Below are 19,588 nucleotides of genomic sequence, written 5' to 3' on the forward strand. Positions count from 1 at the left end.
CTGGGGGGCGTGGAATGTCGGACCGGGCTCCTGGTGTCCCTTGCCCGGGGTATTGGTCCGGTCCAGACTGATCCATGGCGGAGTCGAGGGGGTGCCATGTCGGGGAGGGTGTCGGGCGTGGGGCTTCCCGGGGGAGGGTCGGTGGGGGAGCCCGGGGGAGGCCTGGTGGGGGAGCGGAGTGTGGTTGGTGCTCGGATTCAGGCGTTGCGCGGGCGGGCCGGGCTGAGTCAGGAAGTGGCCGCGGCGCGGGCCGGGATCAGTACCCGGGCGCTGCGCGACATCGAGCGTGGGCGGGTCCGGCGGCCCCAGGCGCGTACGCTCCAACGCCTCGCCGAAGCCCTGGGGCTGACCGGTGGTGAGCTGGCGGAGCTGTTGGCCGCCGCCCGTACAGGGACGCCGCGTGGTGCCGGGCGGCCGCGTCTGCTGATCCTCGGGCCGCTCGCCCTCCAGCGCGGCCGGACCCCCGTACCGGTCACCAGCCCGATGCTGCGCCGCCTGCTCGGGCTGCTGGCGCTCAAGTACCCCGAGCCCTCCACCCAGCAGGAGATCAGCGACACCCTCTGGCCGTCCGGGCCGCCCGGCTCGCACCCGAGCCTCGTCCACACCTACGTCAGCCAGGTCCGCCGACTGCTGGAGCCGGGCGGTGGCCCTGGTGCCGTCCCCGCGCCCACCGTCGCCCGGACGCCCATCGGTTACGTACTCCGGGCGGACCGGAACCAGATCGACCTCGGCCACTTCGACGAGCTGCTGGACCGCGCGGAGCGCCTGCGCCGCGCACCGGACCCGGCGGCGGCGTACGAGTCGCTGACGCAGGCCCTACGGTGGTGGCGGGGTCCGGTGCTCGCCGACGCGGACCCCGTGCTGAGCCGGCACCCGGCGGCTGTGGCTGCCAACGAGCGGCGCGTCAAGGCGGTGCTGCTGCACGCCGATACGGCTCTGCTCCTGCGCCGCCCCGAGGAGGCCGTCCCGGTGCTGTGGGACCTGGTGAACACCGAGCCGCTCCACGAAGGGCTGCACGCCCGGCTGATCCTCGCCCTGGCCAGCAGCGGGGAACAGGCCGCCGCGCTCGACGTGTTCGGCCGCCTGCGCGACCGGCTCGACCAGGAGTTGGGCATCGAGCCCAGCGCGGAGGTCCGTGATGCTCATCTGCGAGTGCTGCGCCAGCAAGTGCCCCTCGCGGAGCGCCCGGAGAGCATGGAGCGCCCGGAGAGTGTGGAGCGCGTGGAGCGCATGGAGAGTGTGGAGAGTGTGGAGTCGGGCCGGTCACCGGCCGTGTCCACCGGTCTCCTTCCCGCCCAACTTCCCGCAGCCGCAGGGTTCTACGTCGGGCGGCGGCCCCAGATGGAGGTGCTGGACCTCCTCGTCTCGCCCGATCCGGAGCGCCGCTCGCGTGTGGTGGCCGTCGTCGGCGCGCCCGGGGTCGGCAAGACCGCCCTCGCCACGCATTGGGCGCACGCCCGGCGCGAACACTTCCGGGACGGGCAGCTCTTCGTCGACCTGCGCGGCCATTCCCGGCTTCCTCCGCTGCGTACCGGTGACGTTCTCGCGCAGTTCCTCCGGGCCCTCGGCGCCCCGCCCGACCGACTGCCCGCCGACGAGGAGGAGGCCGCGGCGCTGTACCGTACGCTCCTCGCCGACAAGCGCCTGCTGATCGTCCTCGACAACGCGCGCGACGCCGAGCAGGTCAGGCCGCTCATCCCGGGCGCCCAGGGGTGCGCGGTGGTGATCACCAGCCGCAGCCAGCTCGCCGGGCTGGTCTCCAACGACGGCGCCCGCCGCATCGGCCTGGACGTGCTCGATCCGGACGAGGGCCGTCGGCTGCTGGGCAGCATCGTCGGTGAGTGCCGGGCCGCGGCCGAGGACGAGGCGGCCCGCAGGCTCGTGCGGGCGTGCGGCGGTCTCCCGCTGGCCATCCGGATCGCCGGTGCCAACCTGGTGGCCCGCAACGCCGCCATCGCCGACCACTGCGCCGAGCCGGCGGGCGAGGACATGCTGAGTCGGCTGCACATCGAAGGGGACCGGCGTTCGACGGTACGGTCCGCCTTCGACCTCTCCTACGACGCGCTCCCGGCCCAGTCCCAGCGCATGTTCCGGCTCATCGGCCTGATGCCCGGCCCGGACCTCACCGCGGAGGGCGGCGCGGCGCTGGCGGACGTGACCCCGGCCGCATCGGCCGCACTGCTGGTGAGCCTGGCCGACGCCCATCTGGTGCAGGAGCGGGCGGTCGGCCGGTTCGGCCTCCACGACCTGCTGCGCTCCTACGCCCGCGAGCTGGCGGGCCAGGAGGAGGCGCACGCGGCCCGGCAGCGGCTCTTCGCCTGGTACCTCCAGCGGACCGACGCGGCCGACCGGCTGCTCTATCCGGAGGAGCGCGGCCTGGGCTCTGCGGTGCACAGCTCGGACCGCCCGGAGGACCGTATTCCGGGCCCGTCCGCCGATGCGGTGCCCGCCGCCGCGCTGGTCTTCTCCGGTCGCGGTCAGGCCTTGGAGTGGCTGGACAGCGAGCGGGAGAACCTGGCCGGTGCCGTCCTGGAGGCGTCCGGTACCGGCTTTACCGTCGTCGCCCGGCGGCTGGCGGAGAGCCTGCACACCTACCTCTCGGCGGGGATGTACACGGGCGACTGCCTCAAGGTCGCGACCGCAAGCCTGCACGCGGCTGTCGCCGACGGCGAGCTGCGGGCCCAGGCCGCCGCCCAGTTGCGGCGCGCCGAATGCCACCAGGTGCTGGCGGACAACGCGCGGGCCCTGGAGCTGTTCGGCAGCGCCCTGGAGCTCGCGCGGCAGGCCGACTGGGTCGACGGGCAGGCGCTGGCACTGCGCGGCATGGGCGCCGCGCAGCGGGAGAACGGCGGTGGGCTGCCGTCGTACGACTACCTCTCCCAGGGGCGTGAACTCACCCGCTGCGGAAACGGGGCGGCGCGCGCCGGGAACGGCGTCACCGGGCTGGGATTGACCTGCTGACCTGTTGCTCTGTTGCTCTGTTGACCTGGTTGATGCGTTGACCCGTTGACCCGTTGACCTGAACTACTCCGGCAGTTCACCCAGTTCTGCCGGTCCCCGTGGGCCGACCGGTATCCACCGGCAGAACCGCAGCTCAGCGCCCATGCGTTCGGCCGGAAGGCGGTCTTCCGCGCCCTTCCGGTCCTCTGGTCCGGCTGGAGAAGCCCGACCAGGCCGGGTCCGTACGGTTGCCCCACCGCAAGGCCACACCCCGTGCCGAATCCGAGGGTCGTCGTCCTGCGCATGTGCCGTCCCCTGTGATCGGAGTGAGGTTCCATGCCGTTCCCGCCCTGCCCCCAGCGTCACCCCCAGCGCCGGATCAGTGCCGTATGAGCCGGTACGACACCCTCGCCTACACCCCCTCGGTGCGCCGGGTCCAGGAGGAGATGGGCAGCGCCACGGCGGCCGGGCGGCGGCTGCGGGAGCCTGCCGGGGAGGCCGAGCCGATCACCGGTCCCGTCGCCGACTTCATCCGCGGCCTCGACGGCTTCCTGTTCTCCAGCGTGGGCGAGACCGGCTGGCCGTACATCCAGTTCCGGGGCGGCCCGCCGGGGTTCGTCCACGTCCTGGACGAGCACACGCTCGGCTATCTGGACGTCCGGGGCAACCGGCAGTACATCACCACCGGCAACGTGCGCGGCAACGACCGGGTCGCGCTCTTCTTCATCGACCACGCCCGTCAGACCCGCCTCAAACTGTTCGGCCGCGCCACCGCCGTACCGGCCGACGAGAATCCGGCGCTCGCCGGACGCCTGGAATCGCCGCGCACCGGCGGCCGGGTCGAGCAGCTCGTCACCATCCGGGTCGAGGCCGTCGCCTGGAACTGCCCCAATCACATCACCCCCCGCTTCAGCCAGGACGAACTCTCCGACGCCCTGGCCCCCATCCACGACCGCCTGGCGTCGCTGGAGCGGGAGAACGCCGCCCTGCGCGCGGAGCTCGCCGCGCGCCACGACCGACGACCGAAGGACTGAAGCAGGTATGGAAGAGCGCGTGGCGGACCGCACCGCGGTGAAGACATCCTCACCGGCAGGGGGCGGTGGCGGGCCCGGTGGAGCACCACCCACGGGGGAGCACGGATCACCACCCACGGGGAAGCACGGATCGCCGCCCGCGGGGGAGCCGGCGATCTGGTCCCGTAACTTCACGTACTACTTCGTCGGCCGCAGCGCGGGCCTGCTCAGCTGGGCCATGCTGCCCGTCGCGGTCGCGGCCGGTCTGCTCATCGAGGGGTACGGGCTCGATGCCGCGGGCTACTCGATGGCGTTCCTGGTCGCCCCGTTCGCCGGTCTTGTGCTGTTCGGCGGGGTGCTCGCCGACCGGTTCACCGCCCGCCGGATGATGATCATCGCGGATCTGGCCAACCTCGTCGCCCACGTCCTGCTCGCCCTCCTCTTCATCCACGGCATCGACCACCTCTGGCAGCTGTACGGGCTGCTGGTGGTGGCCGGTACCGCGAACGCGCTGTTCCAGCCGGGCGCCGCCTCGACCGTTCCGCTGGTCTCCCGGGATGTGCAGGGGGCCAACGGGGTACTGCGCACCTCCGAGGCGATCACCGGTCTCGGCGGCCCGGCGCTGGCCGGGACCCTGGTCGGGTTCGGGTCCACCGGCTGGGTGATGGTGATCTCCGCCGTCGCCTACGGGACCAGCGCCGTCTGCCTCTTCCTGCTCCGGCTCGGGGTGGTGCCCGCCCCGCCGGCCGGTGAGTCCATGTGGCGCAATCTGGCGGTCGGCTGGCGGGAGTTCTGGTCCCGCAGCTGGCTCTGGGGCGTGATCGTGATCTGGATGTTCTACGCGGTCTTCGCCTGGGGGCCGCAGCTCTCGGTGGCCGCCGGGGTCATCGTGCCCGAACACGGTGCGCGGTCCTTCGGCCTGATCAACGCCGCGCTGGGCGCCGGAACCGTGATCGGCGGACTGCTCGCCATCCGCTACAAGCCCGAACGGCCCCTCGCCGCCGGGGCCGTGGCGATGATGGCGTACCCGGTGTACCCGCTCGGCATCGTGCTCGGCTGGCCGGTCTGGATGCTCGGTGCCGCCCAGATCGCGGTCGGGATCGGGCTCGGGCTCTGGGGCGTCATGTGGGCCACCAGCGTGCAGACCCAGGTACCGGGCGCGATGCTCAACCGCATCCACGCCTACGAGGTCGCGGGCTCCGTCGGCATGTACCCGATCGGTAGCGCGCTGGCAGGCCCGGCCGTCGGCGCGTTCGGCACCGACGCGGTGCTCCTGGTGGGCGTCGTGGTCTCCTTCCTCGCCGCCTCCGCCCTCCTCGTCACCCGCCCGATCCGCTCCCTGCGCAGGGTTCCCGACCGCCTCTGACCCAGCGGTTACGGGGCCGGGTGGCCGCCCCAGTGCCTTTGCGAGGGTGCATAGTTGAACAACCCTCACCAAGCGCCCGGCCGTGTGCGCGGGGCGCGCGGGCGGCTTCTATTCTGGGGCGAGCGCGGGGCGTCCGCAGGGGAACGGGCCATCGGGGGATCGGGTCAATATGAGCGTGAACAGGGAACAGCGCGACGACGGCGAGCGGAACGACGAGCGGTACACGGCCATGGAGGGCATACGCCCCCTCGCGGCCGGTGACCCGGAACGGATCGGCCCCTATCCGCTGCTCGGCCGGCTCGGGGCGGGCGGGATGGGGCGGGTCTATCTGGCCCGTTCCGCGGGGGGCCGCACGGTGGCCGTGAAGGTCGTGCACGAGGAGCACATCGCCAACGGGGAGTTCCGGGCCCGGTTCCGCCGTGAGATCGAGGCCGCCCGCCGCGTCGGCGGCCGCTACACTGCCCCCGTCCTGGATGCGGACGCGGACGCCGGCCACCCGTGGGTGGCGACCGGCTATGTCCCCGGACCCTCCCTGGAACAGGCCGTACGGGAACACGGGCCGCTCCCCGCCGAGTCCGTACACGCCCTGGCCGAGGGGCTGTTGCGGGCGCTGCGCGGCATCCACGCGGCCGGAATCGTGCACCGTGACCTGAAGCCGTCCAATGTCCTGCTCACCGTGGACGGCCCCCGCGTCATCGACTTCGGCATCGCCCGCGCGCTCCAGGTCTCCGTCGAGTCCCTGCTCACCAGCACCGGTATGGTCATCGGCTCACCCGGGTTCATGGCGCCCGAGCAGATCCTCGGCGAGGAGACCGGCACGGGGGCGGACGTCTTCGCGCTCGGCTGCGTACTGATGTACGCGGCCACGGGGCAGCTGCCCTTCGGGAACGGCGCGAGCAACCAGCACGCCGTGATGTACCGGATCGTCGAGGGCGCACCGGACCTCACCCAGGTGGGGGACGCCCCGTTGCGCGAGCTGATCGGGCGCTGCCTGACCAAGAAGCCCGCCGAACGTCCGTGTGTCGACGCGCTGTTGGACGATCTGGGTACGTCGGAGGGGTCGGGCACCCTGCGGGGCGGCGCGTGGCTCCCGCCGCAGCTCCTGGCCCGCCTCGCACGACAGGCGGCCTTGCTGCTGGACGCGGATGTGCCGACTTCGGAGGGGGCGGGGGCGCCGGAGGCAGTGGTGGCGTCGAAGGCGGACGTGTCGAAGGCGGGGGCCGGGGAGGAGCCTCGCCCCGATGCCGATGCCGATGCCGACGTCGTAACGGCTGATCTGCGGCCGGGCCCGGCTGCCGAGGCGGGGGCGGGGGCGGAGGCGGCACCCGTACCTGTACCCGAGGCGGTACCCGCACCCGATCCCGTACCCGTATCCGAGCCCGAGGCGGCACGGACCCCCGGGCCCGCACCCGCACCCGTACGCGAAGCGAAGCCCACCCCCGAACCGGAAGCGGCGAAACCCCCCTCCCCGACCCCGGCCGCCCTCGTCGTCTCCGGGAGCGGTTCCGGAGATTCCGAAGGCCGCCGGGGAAAGCTCTCGCGTCGTCGCCGTACGTGGGTCGTGGCCGCCGCGGTTCTCGCCGTTCTGGCCACCGGATCCACCGTTGCCCTCCTCAACCACGGGTCCGGAGGCGGCGCGGATGCCCGTAAGGGCGATGCCGCCGCATCCCCCGGAACCGGCGATCACCCCTCCGCCCCCGCCACATCCCCCTCCGAGAGCCCCGCCGACGAGGACGGGGACAAGGGAAAGAAGGGGAAGAAGGACGACGAGGAGGACGGGAAGGGGAAGGAAGAGGAGCAGGGCAAGGACGGCGGCAGTGGTGGCGAAGGTGCCGGTGAGGGTTCCGGCAGCGGAGGGGGCGTCGCTCCCGGGAGTACGTCGACGGGGGCCGACGGCGGTTCGGGCGCCGGGTCCTCCTCATCCGGCGGTGGGTCCGGCTCGTCCGGCTCCGGTTCGTCCGGGAGCGGCGGCTCCGGCAGCGGCGGATCGGGCGGCAGCAGCTCGGGCAGCACTGGATCCGCCAACGCGGGCTCCGGCGATGGAGGTTCCGGTTCCGGTACCGCGCCGAAGCCGCCCGTCACGGACCCCAAGCCCCCGGCCCCCGACAACCGGGTGCCCCAGCACTTCGTCGGGACCTGGTCCATCGCATCGCAGTACTCCCTCCAGCCCCACACCGTGGTCATCCGGCGGGTGTCCCCGGGACAGCACGCGGTGACCCTCGTCGCCGACGTACAGGGCACGGGGCACTGCGAGTACACGGCGACGCTCACCTCCGTCTCGGACGGCGGGAAGCGGATCAACGTCGGTACCGCCACCGTGGACAAGGGGCGCTCCACCGGGATGTGCCGCGACTCCGACCCCTCGTTCTTCGTCGTCGACGGGTCCGGCATCCGGCACGACGTCGGCCCCGCCCACGGCAGCGGCTACCGCTACAACCGCGCCTGAGCGCAGGGGAGACGGCGGCGTACGGGCTCGGGGCTCGGGGCTCGGGGCCGTCGTCAGGGCGGCGGGGTCAGGAGGCCGGAGTCAGGAGGCCGGGGTCAGGAGGCCGGAGTCAGGAGGCCGGGGTCAGGAGGCCGGGGTCAGGCGGCCGGGGTCACGGCGACGGTGTCCGGGTGAGGGCGGACCGGTGGCGGCGCAGCACCGTGGTGGAGCCCAGGGCGAGGCCGTCGGGCAGGAAGTGCGGGGCGTCCAGGCTCCGTTCGAACGCGCGGAGGTAGTTCCAGCGCATCCCCGGATGGGCCGAGTGGGCGTAGTGGTACAGGTCCCCGTACGGCAGCCAGGTCCCGAGGGCCAGGAGGGCGAGGGCGGGGTTGCGGGGGTAGAGCCGCAGGCACCGCCCCGCCTCCGTCCAGGCCGGTGGACCGCTGCGCGGGTCCGGATCGAACCAGGTGTGCTCGACGAAGAGGCTGAGCCACGCGAGCTGCGGGTACAGCAGCAGTCGCGGTACGAGTACGCCGCAGACCACCGCCTGCCAGCCGCCGATCAGTTGGGCGGCGGCCAGGAGGGCCAGGACCGCCCCGATCCGGCCCGCGCGGCCGGATCCGAGGAGGTTGCCGCCGAGGGTGCGGGCGGTGATCCTCATGCCCGCCGGGGTCAGCGGGTGCAGCAGGGCCAGGACGAGCCGGCCGGTGCCTATGCCGGGGCGGAGGCCCGCCTGCTGGAGTTCGGCGAGGTTCGGGTCGGCCCCCGCCACCGTGGCGTTGGGGTGGTGCTCACGTACGTGCCGTATGCGGCGTATCCGGGCCGGTCCCAGGGCCATGGGGTGGTGCACAAACGTTTCAGCGAGGAGGTGGTTGGCCCGGGAGGTGCGGGCCAGGACTCCGTGGACCGCGAAGTGGCTGATCTCCTGGAGGTGCCGGAACTGCACGGCCACGCCGACCGCCGCCACCAGCGCGCCGAGGACGCCCTCGGCGGCCAGCAGCCACCATCCGACGATCTGCGTCCACTGGCCGACGAGCAGCAGCGTGGGGGTGGTGTCGTTCGCCCGCGCCCGCTGGTGGGCGAGGAGGTCACCCGCGCCCGCTCCACGGGGGCGGCCGACGGCGAACCGGACGCGGTCCACCTGGCGGAGAGCGGTGCCCGCCGCGAGGATGCTCAGCGCGAGCAGCATGGTGAGAGGCCCCAGGGCAGACGTGGGGCGGGAAACTCCCACCCAGGACGTCACCCACCGTACATCTGGTGCACCAGGTTGACCCGTGGTTCGCCGACAGGCCCTCCGGTCCGGTCAGAAGCTGTCCAGAACCGCATCCACCCTGTCCTGAACCCAGCGATCCGTGCCTCCGGCTGAGCCTGAGCCCGTGCTTCCGCCCGTACTGCCTGTGCCTGTATTGGCTCCGCCCGTGCTGCTTGCGCCTGTGCCTGTATTGGCTCCGCCCGTGCCGCCTTCGCCTGCGCCGAGCATGGGCCGGACGACCGCCTCGTACTTCTCCAGCCGACGGGAACCCGCGTCGGACCCCTGCCCCCAGGCGGACTCGAACCGCCGGGTCCACCGATCCACGCCCTTGAAGTAGACGCTGGAACGCCCGTGGCGGTAGTCGGCGTCCCCCTGCTCCTCCTCCACGAGCACGGCGGCCGACGCGAACACGATGGCGTCCACGGCCTCTTCCGCCCGCAGCCGTTCGCGTACGGCGATCCCGCAGGTGACGCCGAGGCCGCGGTGCCGGTCGATCAGTTCGAGGAGGGCGGTGGCGTAGCGCTGGTCGACCAGGTCGGCCCGGTGGGCGATGAACAGCCGGTGGATGACCCCGCCGCTCTCGATGAAGCGGCGGTTGGCGGAGAGGTACTCGTGCCGCTGGGTGAGCAGTGAGGGGTTGGTCGTCAGGTCGGACGCGAGGATGCGGCGGGGTGCGGAGCCGGACTCGGTGAGTGTCTTCACCAGGAGCACCGAGAGTTGGGGGACCTCGCTCGCGTAGACCCGCATGTGGCCGTCCGCGATATCGCTGTAGTCCGAGATGAGCTCGTTCTCCAGGTGGCTGCGGATGAGGTCGTAGTAGCGGGCGTCGTCCATCCGCTTGAGGTTGTTCACGCGCCGCAGGGTGATGTAGGCCTTGCGCAACCATAGGTGACTGGCCATCAGGATGATGACGATCACCGTCTCGGTGATCAGCAGGGCGTTCTTCACCTCGGCCCGTGCGCTGATCCAGGCGACCACCGGCACGACGATGCCTGCCAGGCCGATGAGCGAGCCGAGTAAGGGTGAGACGAGCGCTTCGGTGGCGCGGACCACCGGGTCGCGGCGTTGTTCGGTCATACGGAGGCTCCCCCTGGCATCTGTGTCGGCCGAGCGTCAGTCGAGCTCGATCCGGATTTCGTACGCGATCTCCCAGTGCTCGGCGGGGATCACGATGTCGGCGGTCTCCACGGGACGGTCGCCGGTGTCGTAGTGCGTGCGCTGGATGCTGGTCGCCTGGGCGCCGGTGGCGATGCCCAGCAGTTCGGCCTGGTGGCGGTCGACCCTGACCGGGCGGATGTGCTCGACCGCCCGGGCCACGGTGATGCCGATGTGGGCCATGCGCGCCGCGACGCCCCGGCCTGCCAGCGGGCCGCCCTCCGGCAGGACCACCACGGTCCTCCCGGTCAGGGTCATCGGCTCCCAGCTCGTGGTGAGCATGACCGGGCGCCGGTCGGGGGCGAGGAACTCGTAGGCGGTGCGGACGCACAGTTCGCCGTCGGCCAGCCGGAGGCGCCGGGCCACCGGCGGAGGGGGCGCGATCCGTGCCGTGCTCTCCGTCTCCCAGGTCCCTTCGAACCCGGGCGGTGCGATGCCGGCCCGGCCCTGGCTGATGAGGCTGCGCAACATGATCCGGCGTTCCTGGCGGGCCCGTACGAAGGTGCCCGAGCCTGCCCGGCCCTCCAGGATGCCCTCGGCCACCAGCAGCTCCAAGGCGCGCCGCACGACGTTCTCCCCGACGGCGAACTCCAGGGCCAGCACGGAACGGGAGGGGAGCCGGTGGCCTACGGGCCAGAGGCCCCGGTCGATCCGGTCCCGCAGGGCGGCGGCCACCCGCTGATAGGGGTGCGCCGCTGCTGCCCCGTCAGTCATACCTCTCCTTGCGGCAGGGCCATCCTGTACGGATTGACAAGCTAACGTGCGGGTCACAAGCTGGTTAACCAGAATCTCTCTGCGTGATCGATCTCGGGCCGAAGCGGTGGCAGCCATGAGGGACAGGGGCGGGAGCGCGCTCATACGGAGCGCGGTCAGCCGGCTCACGGCATTGACGGGCAGCCCTCCGGAGATCGTGGAGGAGCCCGACGCGGTCCGTATCGAGAGCGATGTCTCCCGGGTGGGGGACACGTCCTGGGAACGGCTGCTCTCGGTGCTGGAGAGTGGCGACACCTACGGGCTCCGCACGACGCCGACCGGGACGACCGCCTGGCTGCGCGTCCCGCGCGACACCGGCCCGTCGGCCGCTTCCGTACGCGGGACGGACCCGGGCACATGACCGGAACCTCGCGCTCCGCGGCGGACGCGTCGTCCGGTGTGTCTCCCGATACTCGGGCCGGTGCGTTGCCTGGTCCGTCTCCGGGCGTTCGGGCCGGTGCGTCTCCCAGCCCGCCTCCGGGCGTTCGGACCGGCGCGTTGCCTGGTCCGTCTCCCGGTCCGGCTCCCAGCGCGTTGACCGCTGCCGGTTGGGCCTTCGCCAAGGGGCACGGTGCGGGCAATGACTTCCTCCTGCTGGCCGACCCGGACGGTGAGCTCTCCCTCTCCGCCGACGAGACCGTGCGGCTGTGCGACCGCCGTACGGGTATCGGGGCCGACGGGATACTGAGGGCCGTCCGCTGCTCCGCCGAGTCGGAGGCCGCGGCGATGGCTGCCGAGGCCGTCTGGTTCATGGACTACCGCAACGCCGATGGCAGCAGGGGCGGTATGTGCGGCAACGGGATGCGGGTCCTGGGCCGTTATCTCGTGGACGCCGGGTACTGCCCCGCGGGACGGTTCGCCGTCGCGACCCGGGCCGGTGTCCGCCAGGTCGACGTCCCGGCCGATCCGTCGGCCCCGGTCGCCGTGCTGATGGGAGCGCCCGTTCTGCCGGGGGTGGCGGCAGGGACGGGTCCGGGGCCGTGGCCGAGTACGGGGACGGGGACGGGTCTTGAGGCAGGTCCTGAGGGAGGTCCGGCTGCGGGTCCCGAGACGGTCAGGGTCGTGCTCGGTGAGCGCGGCTGGCCCGCCGTCCACGTCGACATGGGCAATCCGCACGCCGTCGCGTTCGTCCCGGACCTCGCGGGGCTGGGGGACCTGGGCTCAGCGCCGAGGGTCGAACCGGCCGGTGCTTATCCGCGGGGTGTCACGGTCGAGTTCGTCGTATCCCATGGTGCCGGACACCTCCAATTACGGGTCCATGAAAGGGGGGTGGGGGAGACACCCGCCTGCGGTACGGGCGCGTGCGCCGCCGTGGCGGCCTTCCGCGCCCTCCAGGGCCTGTCGGCTCCCGGCCGGTATCGGGTGGACTCCCCCGGAGGGAGTCTGAGTGTGACGGTGCGTTCGGACGGGACGATGGAGCTGGCCGGTCCCGCGGTGATCGTCGCCCATGGCCGCATCGGCCCCGCCGTCATTCCCCGGCGGTGTCCTTGAGCGCCGTGGCGATGAGCGAGCGCGCCGCCTTCCCGAACACGGCCAGTTCGGTGAGTTCGTCGAACGCCTGCTTGTACAGGCGGACTTCATGGTCGGTACTGAAGGTCATGTACGCGGCCACCAGCTCCACGTTCACCGTTCTGCGGTCGAATATCCAGAAGTCCTCGACGGGCCACATGCGGTCCCGGACCACGGCGTCCCCGCTCTCGGGGATGATCCCGAGCACGACGTTCGGGAGCGTGCTGATATCCACGAGGCGGGCCATCTGGCGGACCGCTGTATCGGGTCCGCCGATGCGTCGGCGCAGCACGCATTCCTCGATGAGGATCCGGAACGTGCGACTGCTGTCATGAAGGAGCCCTTGTTTGCGTACGCGGGTGTCGACGGCGGCGTCCACGTCGTCGACGAGTGAGCGCCGGTCCCTGATCGCGGTGAGGGCGGCGTGGGTGTATTCCCTGGTCTGGAGCGGACCGGGGATCAGGGAGTGGGAGTACGCCTCGAACTCGGTGGCGTTCTCCCAGAGGGGCAGCACTTTGTTCTGGGCGCTCCGGAGTCCGGTGAGCTCCATATCGCGCCACTGGACGTACATGTCCTTGATTCCGGCAGCGGCCGAAACCAGGTCGTCGGCCTGGTCCCCGGCGTGGCAGAGCCGGGCCCAGAGGCGAATGTCGTCCTTCGACGGCATGGTCTTCCCGTTTTCGATCTTGCTGCACTTGGATTCGTGCCAGCCGGCCCGGGCGGCCAGTTCGCGAGCGCTGATTCCATGCCGCTGACGCAGGGTACGGAGCTGGCTGCCCAGCGCCTTCTTCGCCTGATCGATGCTCACGGTTCCCATGGGGTCAGTGTGGTGGCCGCCGGCCGGGTTGGCCAGCGGCCGACCGACAGATGGCTACGGTTCGCCGAGGCCGGCTCTCCCTCTCCCCTCCGGAACCCCTCCGCACCGGCACGGCCCCTCGGCGCGTCCGGCTCCGGGCTGCGGAAAGAGGGCGAGCAGACGTTCCGGGAACTCGATGACCGTTTCGTGCTCGGGAACCACGATTCCCGACAGACGCGCCGTATCGAGAACCTTCCAGGACTGGAACAGATACGTGCCCGAGGAATCATCGTAATAGAGGGTCGGGCTGCCGTTGTTGGGGCTCTCCGGGTCTTTGCACAGCAAGCGAAGTGCCATGAGTTCCTCCCGCTGGCGTGGCTTTGGGCGAATGGTGCTGATGAGCTTGCGCCGCCCAGGTTTGTTTCGCCATCGACTTGCCCTTGCTTGCCGCACAATCTCGCAGGTCCGTGAATGTGTGCTCGAATGTGCTCGCTGTTCACGGCGAATGCCGGGAAAACCTGATCGATTCCGCTGTGTGAGATAAGCGTCGGCTTATGGTGAATTGCGGCAGAGGAGGCGGGGAGTGGAGGGAGGGCGGGGAGTGGGGGAGGGCGGGGAGTGGGGGAAGGCGGGACGGCCGGAAGGGCTGCCGCGGGACCCAGGCCCGTGGCAGCCCTTCACCGGTGGTCGCCCCCGCTCTCCGTCAGTCCGGTGACTCGCCCGGGTACGCGGTCTCGAACGCCGCGTGGAACAGGGCCGTGACGTCTTGGCCCGTGAGGCCCTCCGCGCGGGCCTCGGCCAGCCAGGCGGCCAGGGAGGCGCGGAGCGGTGAGTCGGGGCCGGAGCGGGGCTGGGCGAGGGTGCGGGTGATGAAGGTGCCCGCTCCCTGGCGCACCTCGGCCAGGCCCGCCCGTTCCAGCTCCCGGTAGGCCTTCAGTGTGGTGTTCGGGTTGACCTTGGTCTCCGCGGCGACCTGGGCGGCGGTGGGCAGCCGGTCACCTTCCTCCAAGGCCCCCATGCGCAGCGCCTGTTCGACCTGGCGGACGATCTGGAGATACGTCGCCACTCCGCTGCGGCGGTCGATGCGGAACACGACCACGGACTTCACCTTCCGCTCGATTTCCGACATTTTACGTAGGGGATGCGCACCGCCCCTACAGCGGGCGGCGCGAACCCCGCCACAGGACGAACGCCGTGAGGAGCGCCGTCCCGGCGAGCAGGATGGCCGCTCCGGTCCACTGCATCGCCGCCATCTGGTCGTATTCGAGGTACTCGACGACGTGGTTGACGATGCCCTTCTCCTGCATGCACGCCTCATGCGCCTGCTCGGTCGGCTCGGCGCAGGAGCCCCAGCCGAAGAGATCCCCCTTCGCATTGCCGACCCAGCGGTCCACCTCGTACGTGTCGTGGAAGCGGGCCGGGAGTTCGCCGTCCAACGGGTACGTGAACATCTTGGTGGAGCCGAGGCGGGTGCGGATCTCGTCCCAGACCATCCCGGCGGCGGCCGTGAAGAGGAACGTGACCACCATGGCGGGCAGCGTGCGGCGCACCAGGACGCCGATGGTGATGCCGGCGGCGGTCAGGAAGAGGAGGAGCGCCGGCAGGACCGGGCCCGTGTTGTCGAAGATGCCGCCGTCGATCCATCGGCTGGCGAAGAAGGAGCGGTGCGGCTCCCACCACCAGGTGAACGCGGCCGAGAGCACCACGCCGGAGACCAGGGCGAGGGCGTAGGCGAAGGCCAGCTTGGCGATCAGCCACTGGCGGCGGGTCACGGACTGGGTGGTGACCAGCTGCGCGGTGCCGTTCTCCCGGTCGCCCGCGATCAGCGGGGCGGCGATGAGGACCGCGAAAATCAGTGGGAGGCCGCTGAAGAGGGCGGAGATGAAGAGGTAACCCCGGCTCGCCTGTACCCCATACCTGACCTCCTTCTCCGGCCATCCGGCCGAGTCGAGGAACTGGACCAGCTCGTGGCGCTGGTACACGATCCAGAGCGCGCCGAGCACGGTCAGGCCGAGGACACAGGACAGCGCCACGCGGTGCTGACGTACGACGAGCCAGGGCAGACCGCGCAACAGGCGGCGCCGGGGGCGGAGTTCGGCGGGGGCTTCGGTCAGGGTGGAGGTGCTGCTCATGCGGCCTGGGTCCCTTCGGCTTCGACGCGGGCGCCCTGGGTGTAGAGGGAGGGTGCGTCCGGTGAGCGGAGGTGGGCGAGCAGCACCTCCTCCAGGGAGGGCTCGACGCTCTCCCACTCGGCGGGCAGCGGGCCCTTCGGCCGGATCAGCGCCTGGAACTGGCGTCCTTGGACGCGGGTCTCGACCACGGTGTGCCGGTCGAGCCCGGCCGGCAGGGAGCCGTCCCGGGTCAGGCCCGTCACCAGGGTGTGGGCCGGGACGAGCGCGTCGGTGTCACCGGCCATCCGGACCCGGCCCTCCGCGACGACCAGCAGGTAGTCGCACATGTCCTCCAGCTCGGTCAGCAGGTGGGAGGACATCACCACCGTGGTCCCGCGCTCGACGGCCTCCGCCATCAGCAGCGTGCTCATCTCGTCGCGGGCCAGTGGGTCGAGGTCCGACATCGGCTCGTCGAGGAGCAGCAGGTCGGGGCGCTTGCCGAAGGCGAGCGCGAAGGCGACGCGGGTGCGCTGGCCGCCGGAGAGGGCGCCGACCTTCGCGTCGAGCGGGACGTTGCCGGAGCGGACGATCCGCTCGGCCGCCGCCGCGTCCCAGGCGGGGTTGAGCTCGGCGCCCATCCGCAGGGTGTCGGCCACGGTGAACCGCTTGAACAGCGGCTTCTCCTGGCCGAGGAAGGCGAACCTCGGCATCACGGCGGGGTCGTCGACCGGTACGCCGAAGACGCGCAGCTCACCTGATGTCGGCTGCACCTGGCGGGTGGCCAGGCCGAGCAGCGTGCTCTTTCCTGCACCGTTCGGGCCGACCAGCCCGCAGATGCGTCCGGTGGGGATCCGGAAGGAGCAGTCGCGCAGCGCCCAGCCGCCGAAGTAGCGCTTGCTCAGGCCGCGGGCTTCCAGCGCCCAACTGCCGGGGGTCCCGCTCGGGGTGCTCGTGTCTGCCACGCGCCTCGCCTCAATTCCATTAGTCAATTAATGGAATCATGGAGTTCTGGGGGGATGGCTGTCAAGCGCACGCCGACGGGTGCGCACGGATGGGGTGTGCGGATGGGGGTGCGGATGGGAGGGAGAGAAGGGGAGGGGCGGAGGTGAGGTGGGCTTGGGGCTCAGCCGCGTAGGTACGCGAGTACAGCCAGCACCCGGCGGTTCGTGTCGTCGGAGAGGGAGAGGTCGAGCTTGGTGAGGATCGAGCCGAAGTGCTTGCTGACCGTGCCCTCGCCCACGGACAGGACCGCTGCCACGGACGCGTTGGACCGGCCCTCCGCCATCAGGGCCAGCACCTCCTGCTCGCGGGCCGTCAACCGGGACAGCGGGTCGCGACGGTGCCGGATCAACTGGCGTACGACCTCGGGGTCCACGACCGTGTCCCCGCGCGCGACCCGGTCCAGGGCGTCGACGAACTCCTCCACGTGGCCGATGCGCTCCTTGAGCAGGTAGCCCACCCCCGTACCGTCGCGGGAGTCGAGCAGCTCCTCGGCGTAAGCGCGCTGGACGTACTGGCTGAGCACCAGGACCGGCAGGCCGGGCAGGTGGTCGCGCAGCGCGACCGCGGCCCGCAGGCCCTCGTCGGAGAAGTCCGGGGGCATTCGTACGTCGGTCACCACGATGTCCGGGCGGTGCTCCAGGGCCGCCGCCGTCAGCTCTCGCGCGGTGCCCGCCCCGGCGACCACCCGGTGGCCGAACCGCTCCAGCAGGCCGATGAGGCCCTCACGCAGGAGCACGCTGTCCTCGGCCAGTACGACGCGCAGCATCAGACCCTCGATCGTGCGGGCGGACAGGGGACCTCCAGCCGGAACACTGTCGGCCCCCCGGGCGGACTGGACAGTAGCAGGTGGCCACCGAGCACCGAGAGACGGTCGGCGACGCCCTGAAGGCCCGTTCCTCCGTCCGCCCGCCCTTGGTCTGTTCCCCTGCCTGTTCCCCTGCCTGTTCCTCTGCCTGTTTCTCCGTCTGCTCCTCTGCCTGTTCCTCCGTCTGTTCCTTCGCCTGTCTTGCCTCCTGTGCTGCCTCCCGTTCCGTCTCCTGTTTCGCCTTCCATTTCTCTGGTGTCCGATGCCATCCGTGCGCCCCCGCGCCCGTCGTCCTCGACCTCCACCGTCAGCCGCCCGGCGACGGCCCTGCCCCGTACGCTCGCCCGGGTCGCGCCGCTGTGCTTCGCCACGTTCGCCAGCGCCTCGCTGACCGCGAAGTAGACCCCGCTCTCCACGGCTTCGAGCAGTCGGCCCGGCACGTCCAGCCGGACGTCCACGGGGATGGGCGAACGGTCCGCGATGTCCTCGACCGCCGCCGGCAGCCCCCGGTCGGTGAGGACCTGGGGGTGGATGCCCCGGATCAGCTCCCGGATCTCCCGCAGGGCGACGTCCGCCTCCCCTTGCGCCTTGGCCAGCAGCCCGCCCAGCGGATCGCCGGGGTCCTCCGGCCCCGCCGCCGCCTCCAGCCGGGCCAGGCCCAGGGTCATGGAGAGCGCCACCAGCCGCTGCTGCGCCCCGTCGTGCAGGTCGCGCTCGATCCGCCGCCGCTCCGCCTCGAACGCGTCCACCAGCCGCATCCGGGACCGGTCCAGCTCCCGGAGGCGGGAGTCGGCCCCGGAGTCCGGTACGGAGAGGAGCTGCCGGGTCAGTACGGCGCGCCCGGCGGCCAGCGCAACCAGCGCGTACGCCAGCACCGGCAGCAGCACCACCCCGGCCGCCAGCGCGGCGAACGCCTCCAGGTAGGAGTCGGCCATCCAGAGCTTGAGAACCTTCGCCTCCCCGTCGCCGCCCAGCGCCATCACGGCGGGAGTGGCGATCAGCCCGCCGCCCACCACGAGCATCGCCCCGACGGCCAGGGCCTCCAGCGGCCACAGGACCGTGGCGAAGAGGAGCGCGTACGCCAACTCCCGCCAGGTGGACCGCTCCCGGAACCGGGTGCGCAGCCAGGAGACGAGCCCGGGGGCGGGCGGTTCGCGGTGCGGGTCGGCGAGCGGGGTGCTGTCGATCAGCCGGAGCCTGCGCCGCTCCAGCGCGGCCAGGGGGATGCCGGAGAGGACCAGGATGAGGAGCAGCGGCAGCCCGACCAGGACCACCGCGAGCGCGCTGCCCGCGACGGCGAGCAGGACCAGCACGAGGAGGGTGGCGGCGCCGAGCGGCACGCTGGTCAGCAGATAGAGCGCGGCGCGCCAGGGCCGGGAACCGGTCACGTGGTCCCGGCGCAGGAGCGGATTCCGGAGCGGCCCCGGGGACGGCTTCAGAAGCGGTCGCCGGAGGCCGGGCCCGTACGGCAGCTGCGTGCTGTGCTGCGGCTGTGTGCCGTGCTGCGGTGCGCCGGGTGAGTACATGCCTGGAACGCTACGAGACACCGCCGTCCCCGGGCCATCCCGCTCGCTCCCCCATCTGACCTGCCGCTATCCGGAACGCGATGGTGGAGCCAGCTCTACCATGAGGACTCCATCCTGGTCCGATGTGCCGTACCGGGAGCGTCGGTTGACTGGATGTCATGAATCAGTCAGCCGCCGTACGGCTCCGCTCCGTCACCCGTTCCTATGGCCGCGAAGGTCGTGGAGACGGGGAGGTGAGGGCCCTCGACCGGGTCAGCCTCGACATCCCCCGGGCCACCTTCACCGCCGTCATGGGGCCTTCGGGCTCCGGCAAGTCGACTCTCCTCCACTGCACGGCGGGGCTGGACCGGCCCACGGGCGGTCAGGTGTTCCTGGGCGAAACCGAGCTGACCGGGCTCGGTGAGAGGCGGCTGACCCGGCTGCGCCGGGGGCGGATCGGCTTCGTCTTCCAGGCGTTCAACCTGCTGCCCTCCCTCACCGCCGAGCAGAACGTGGCCCTGCCGCTGAGGCTGGCGGGCCGCAGACCGAAGAAGACCGAGGTGCTGGAGGCGCTGGAACAGGTCGGGCTGCGGGGGCGGGCCCGGCACCGGCCCGGCGAACTCTCCGGCGGCCAGCAGCAGCGGGTGGCCCTGGCCCGCGCCCTGGTCACCCGGCCCGAGGTGCTCTTCGGGGACGAGCCGACCGGCGCCCTGGACTCCACCACCGGGCGCGGTGTGCTCGCCCTGCTCCGCTCGATGGTGGACGACGGCCGGACCGTGATCATGGTGACGCACGACCCGGTCGCGGCCTCCTTCGCCGACCGGGTGCTGTTCCTGGCGGACGGGCGGGTCGTCGACGAGCTGTACGCGCCGTCGGCGGAGCGGGTGGCCGCCCGGATGACGTTCGCCGCCCGGGTGGAGTCGCCGCCCGCCCCGGCACGTACGGAGAAGGTCACG

At 71.9% G+C, this 19,588-nt stretch carries 16 protein-coding genes and 1 pseudogene; 7 read left to right on the forward strand and 10 right to left on the reverse strand.

Going from position 1 to position 19,588, the window contains the following annotated elements; translation table 11 throughout:
- Window positions 1-180: 180 nt before the first annotated feature.
- The 4 genes from ACFW9Z_RS12675 to ACFW9Z_RS12690 all read left to right on the forward strand — a co-directional run bounded on the left by ACFW9Z_RS12675 (window position 181) and on the right by ACFW9Z_RS12690 (window position 7,765).
- A complete protein-coding gene (locus tag ACFW9Z_RS12675; RefSeq protein ID WP_384638581.1) occupies window positions 181-2,961 on the forward strand; it encodes a BTAD domain-containing putative transcriptional regulator in 2,781 nt (926 codons plus the stop codon).
- A 368-nt stretch (window positions 2,962-3,329) separates the two neighbouring features.
- Window positions 3,330-3,974: a pyridoxamine 5'-phosphate oxidase family protein gene (locus ACFW9Z_RS12680; protein ID WP_384638584.1), complete on the forward strand. Its 645-nt coding sequence runs from the start codon at window positions 3,330-3,332 to the stop codon at window positions 3,972-3,974.
- 7 nt (window positions 3,975-3,981) lie between these two features.
- Window positions 3,982-5,319: an MFS transporter gene (locus ACFW9Z_RS12685; protein ID WP_384638587.1), complete on the forward strand. Its 1,338-nt coding sequence runs from the start codon at window positions 3,982-3,984 to the stop codon at window positions 5,317-5,319.
- A 169-nt stretch (window positions 5,320-5,488) separates the two neighbouring features.
- The gene (locus ACFW9Z_RS12690) at window positions 5,489-7,765 is read left to right on the forward strand and encodes a protein kinase (RefSeq protein WP_384638590.1); all 2,277 of its coding nucleotides are present in this window, start codon (window positions 5,489-5,491) and stop codon (window positions 7,763-7,765) included.
- Between the two features lie 151 nt (window positions 7,766-7,916).
- Here ACFW9Z_RS12690 and ACFW9Z_RS12695 read toward each other — a convergent pair whose 3' ends face one another.
- From ACFW9Z_RS12695 to ACFW9Z_RS12705, 3 genes are all read right to left on the reverse strand, one after another.
- Complete coding sequence (locus ACFW9Z_RS12695; protein ID WP_384638593.1) at window positions 7,917-8,933, reverse strand: fatty acid desaturase; 1,017 nt, start codon at window positions 8,931-8,933, stop codon at window positions 7,917-7,919.
- Window positions 8,934-9,047: 114 nt separating this feature from the next.
- Window positions 9,048-10,073 carry a hypothetical protein gene (locus ACFW9Z_RS12700; protein WP_384638595.1) on the reverse strand — a complete coding sequence of 342 codons (1,026 nt, stop codon included), beginning with the start codon at window positions 10,071-10,073 and terminating at the stop codon, window positions 9,048-9,050.
- A gap of 36 nt (window positions 10,074-10,109) precedes the next feature.
- Entirely contained in the window at window positions 10,110-10,865 is a 756-nt protein-coding gene (locus tag ACFW9Z_RS12705; RefSeq protein WP_384638598.1) for a GntR family transcriptional regulator, read from the reverse strand.
- A 172-nt stretch (window positions 10,866-11,037) separates the two neighbouring features.
- On the opposite strand from ACFW9Z_RS12705, the gene ACFW9Z_RS12710 reads away from it, so the two are divergent.
- Together ACFW9Z_RS12710 and ACFW9Z_RS12715 are read left to right on the forward strand one after the other, a co-directional pair.
- Window positions 11,038-11,265 carry a hypothetical protein gene (locus ACFW9Z_RS12710; protein ID WP_384638601.1) on the forward strand — a complete coding sequence of 76 codons (228 nt, stop codon included), beginning with the start codon at window positions 11,038-11,040 and terminating at the stop codon, window positions 11,263-11,265.
- Between the two features lie 173 nt (window positions 11,266-11,438).
- On the forward strand, window positions 11,439-12,395 hold the full coding sequence (locus ACFW9Z_RS12715; protein ID WP_384638604.1) for a diaminopimelate epimerase: 957 nt from the start codon (window positions 11,439-11,441) through the stop codon (window positions 12,393-12,395).
- Here ACFW9Z_RS12715 and ACFW9Z_RS12720 read toward each other — a convergent pair.
- The 7 genes from ACFW9Z_RS12720 to ACFW9Z_RS12750 all read right to left on the reverse strand — a co-directional run bounded on the left by ACFW9Z_RS12720 (window position 12,373) and on the right by ACFW9Z_RS12750 (window position 18,515).
- Complete coding sequence (locus ACFW9Z_RS12720; RefSeq protein ID WP_384638607.1) at window positions 12,373-13,230, reverse strand: helix-turn-helix domain-containing protein; 858 nt, start codon at window positions 13,228-13,230, stop codon at window positions 12,373-12,375. The genes ACFW9Z_RS12715 and ACFW9Z_RS12720 overlap by 23 nt on opposite strands.
- 54 nt (window positions 13,231-13,284) lie before the next feature.
- A complete protein-coding gene (locus tag ACFW9Z_RS12725) occupies window positions 13,285-13,566 on the reverse strand; it encodes a hypothetical protein (protein WP_384638610.1) in 282 nt (93 codons plus the stop codon).
- Window positions 13,567-13,912: 346 nt separating this feature from the next.
- Window positions 13,913-14,338, reverse strand: a complete 426-nt coding sequence (locus ACFW9Z_RS12730) for a GntR family transcriptional regulator (RefSeq protein WP_384638613.1) — start codon at window positions 14,336-14,338, stop codon at window positions 13,913-13,915.
- 25 nt (window positions 14,339-14,363) lie between these two features.
- Complete coding sequence (locus tag ACFW9Z_RS12735; protein WP_384638615.1) at window positions 14,364-15,341, reverse strand: ABC transporter permease; 978 nt, start codon at window positions 15,339-15,341, stop codon at window positions 14,364-14,366.
- Window positions 15,338-16,282 (reverse strand): ABC transporter ATP-binding protein, encoded by a 945-nt coding sequence (locus ACFW9Z_RS12740; protein WP_384638618.1) that lies wholly within the window; start codon window positions 16,280-16,282, stop codon window positions 15,338-15,340. Before ACFW9Z_RS12740 ends, ACFW9Z_RS12735 begins: the two co-directional genes overlap by 4 nt.
- A 161-nt stretch (window positions 16,283-16,443) precedes the next feature.
- Entirely contained in the window at window positions 16,444-17,088 is a 645-nt protein-coding gene (locus ACFW9Z_RS12745; protein WP_384638621.1) for a response regulator, read from the reverse strand.
- The gene (locus ACFW9Z_RS12750) at window positions 17,088-18,515 is read right to left on the reverse strand and encodes a sensor histidine kinase (protein WP_384638624.1); all 1,428 of its coding nucleotides are present in this window, start codon (window positions 18,513-18,515) and stop codon (window positions 17,088-17,090) included. Before ACFW9Z_RS12750 ends, ACFW9Z_RS12745 begins: the two co-directional genes overlap by 1 nt.
- Window positions 18,516-18,811: 296 nt before the next feature.
- Between ACFW9Z_RS12750 and ACFW9Z_RS12755 the strand changes: the two are divergent.
- Window positions 18,812-19,534, forward strand: a pseudogene (locus ACFW9Z_RS12755) (ABC transporter ATP-binding protein); the annotation flags it as partial.
- Window positions 19,535-19,588: the final 54 nt, after the last annotated feature.

The organism is Streptomyces sp. NPDC059452 (assembly GCF_042750035.1).
Classification (GTDB): domain Bacteria; phylum Actinomycetota; class Actinomycetes; order Streptomycetales; family Streptomycetaceae; genus Streptomyces.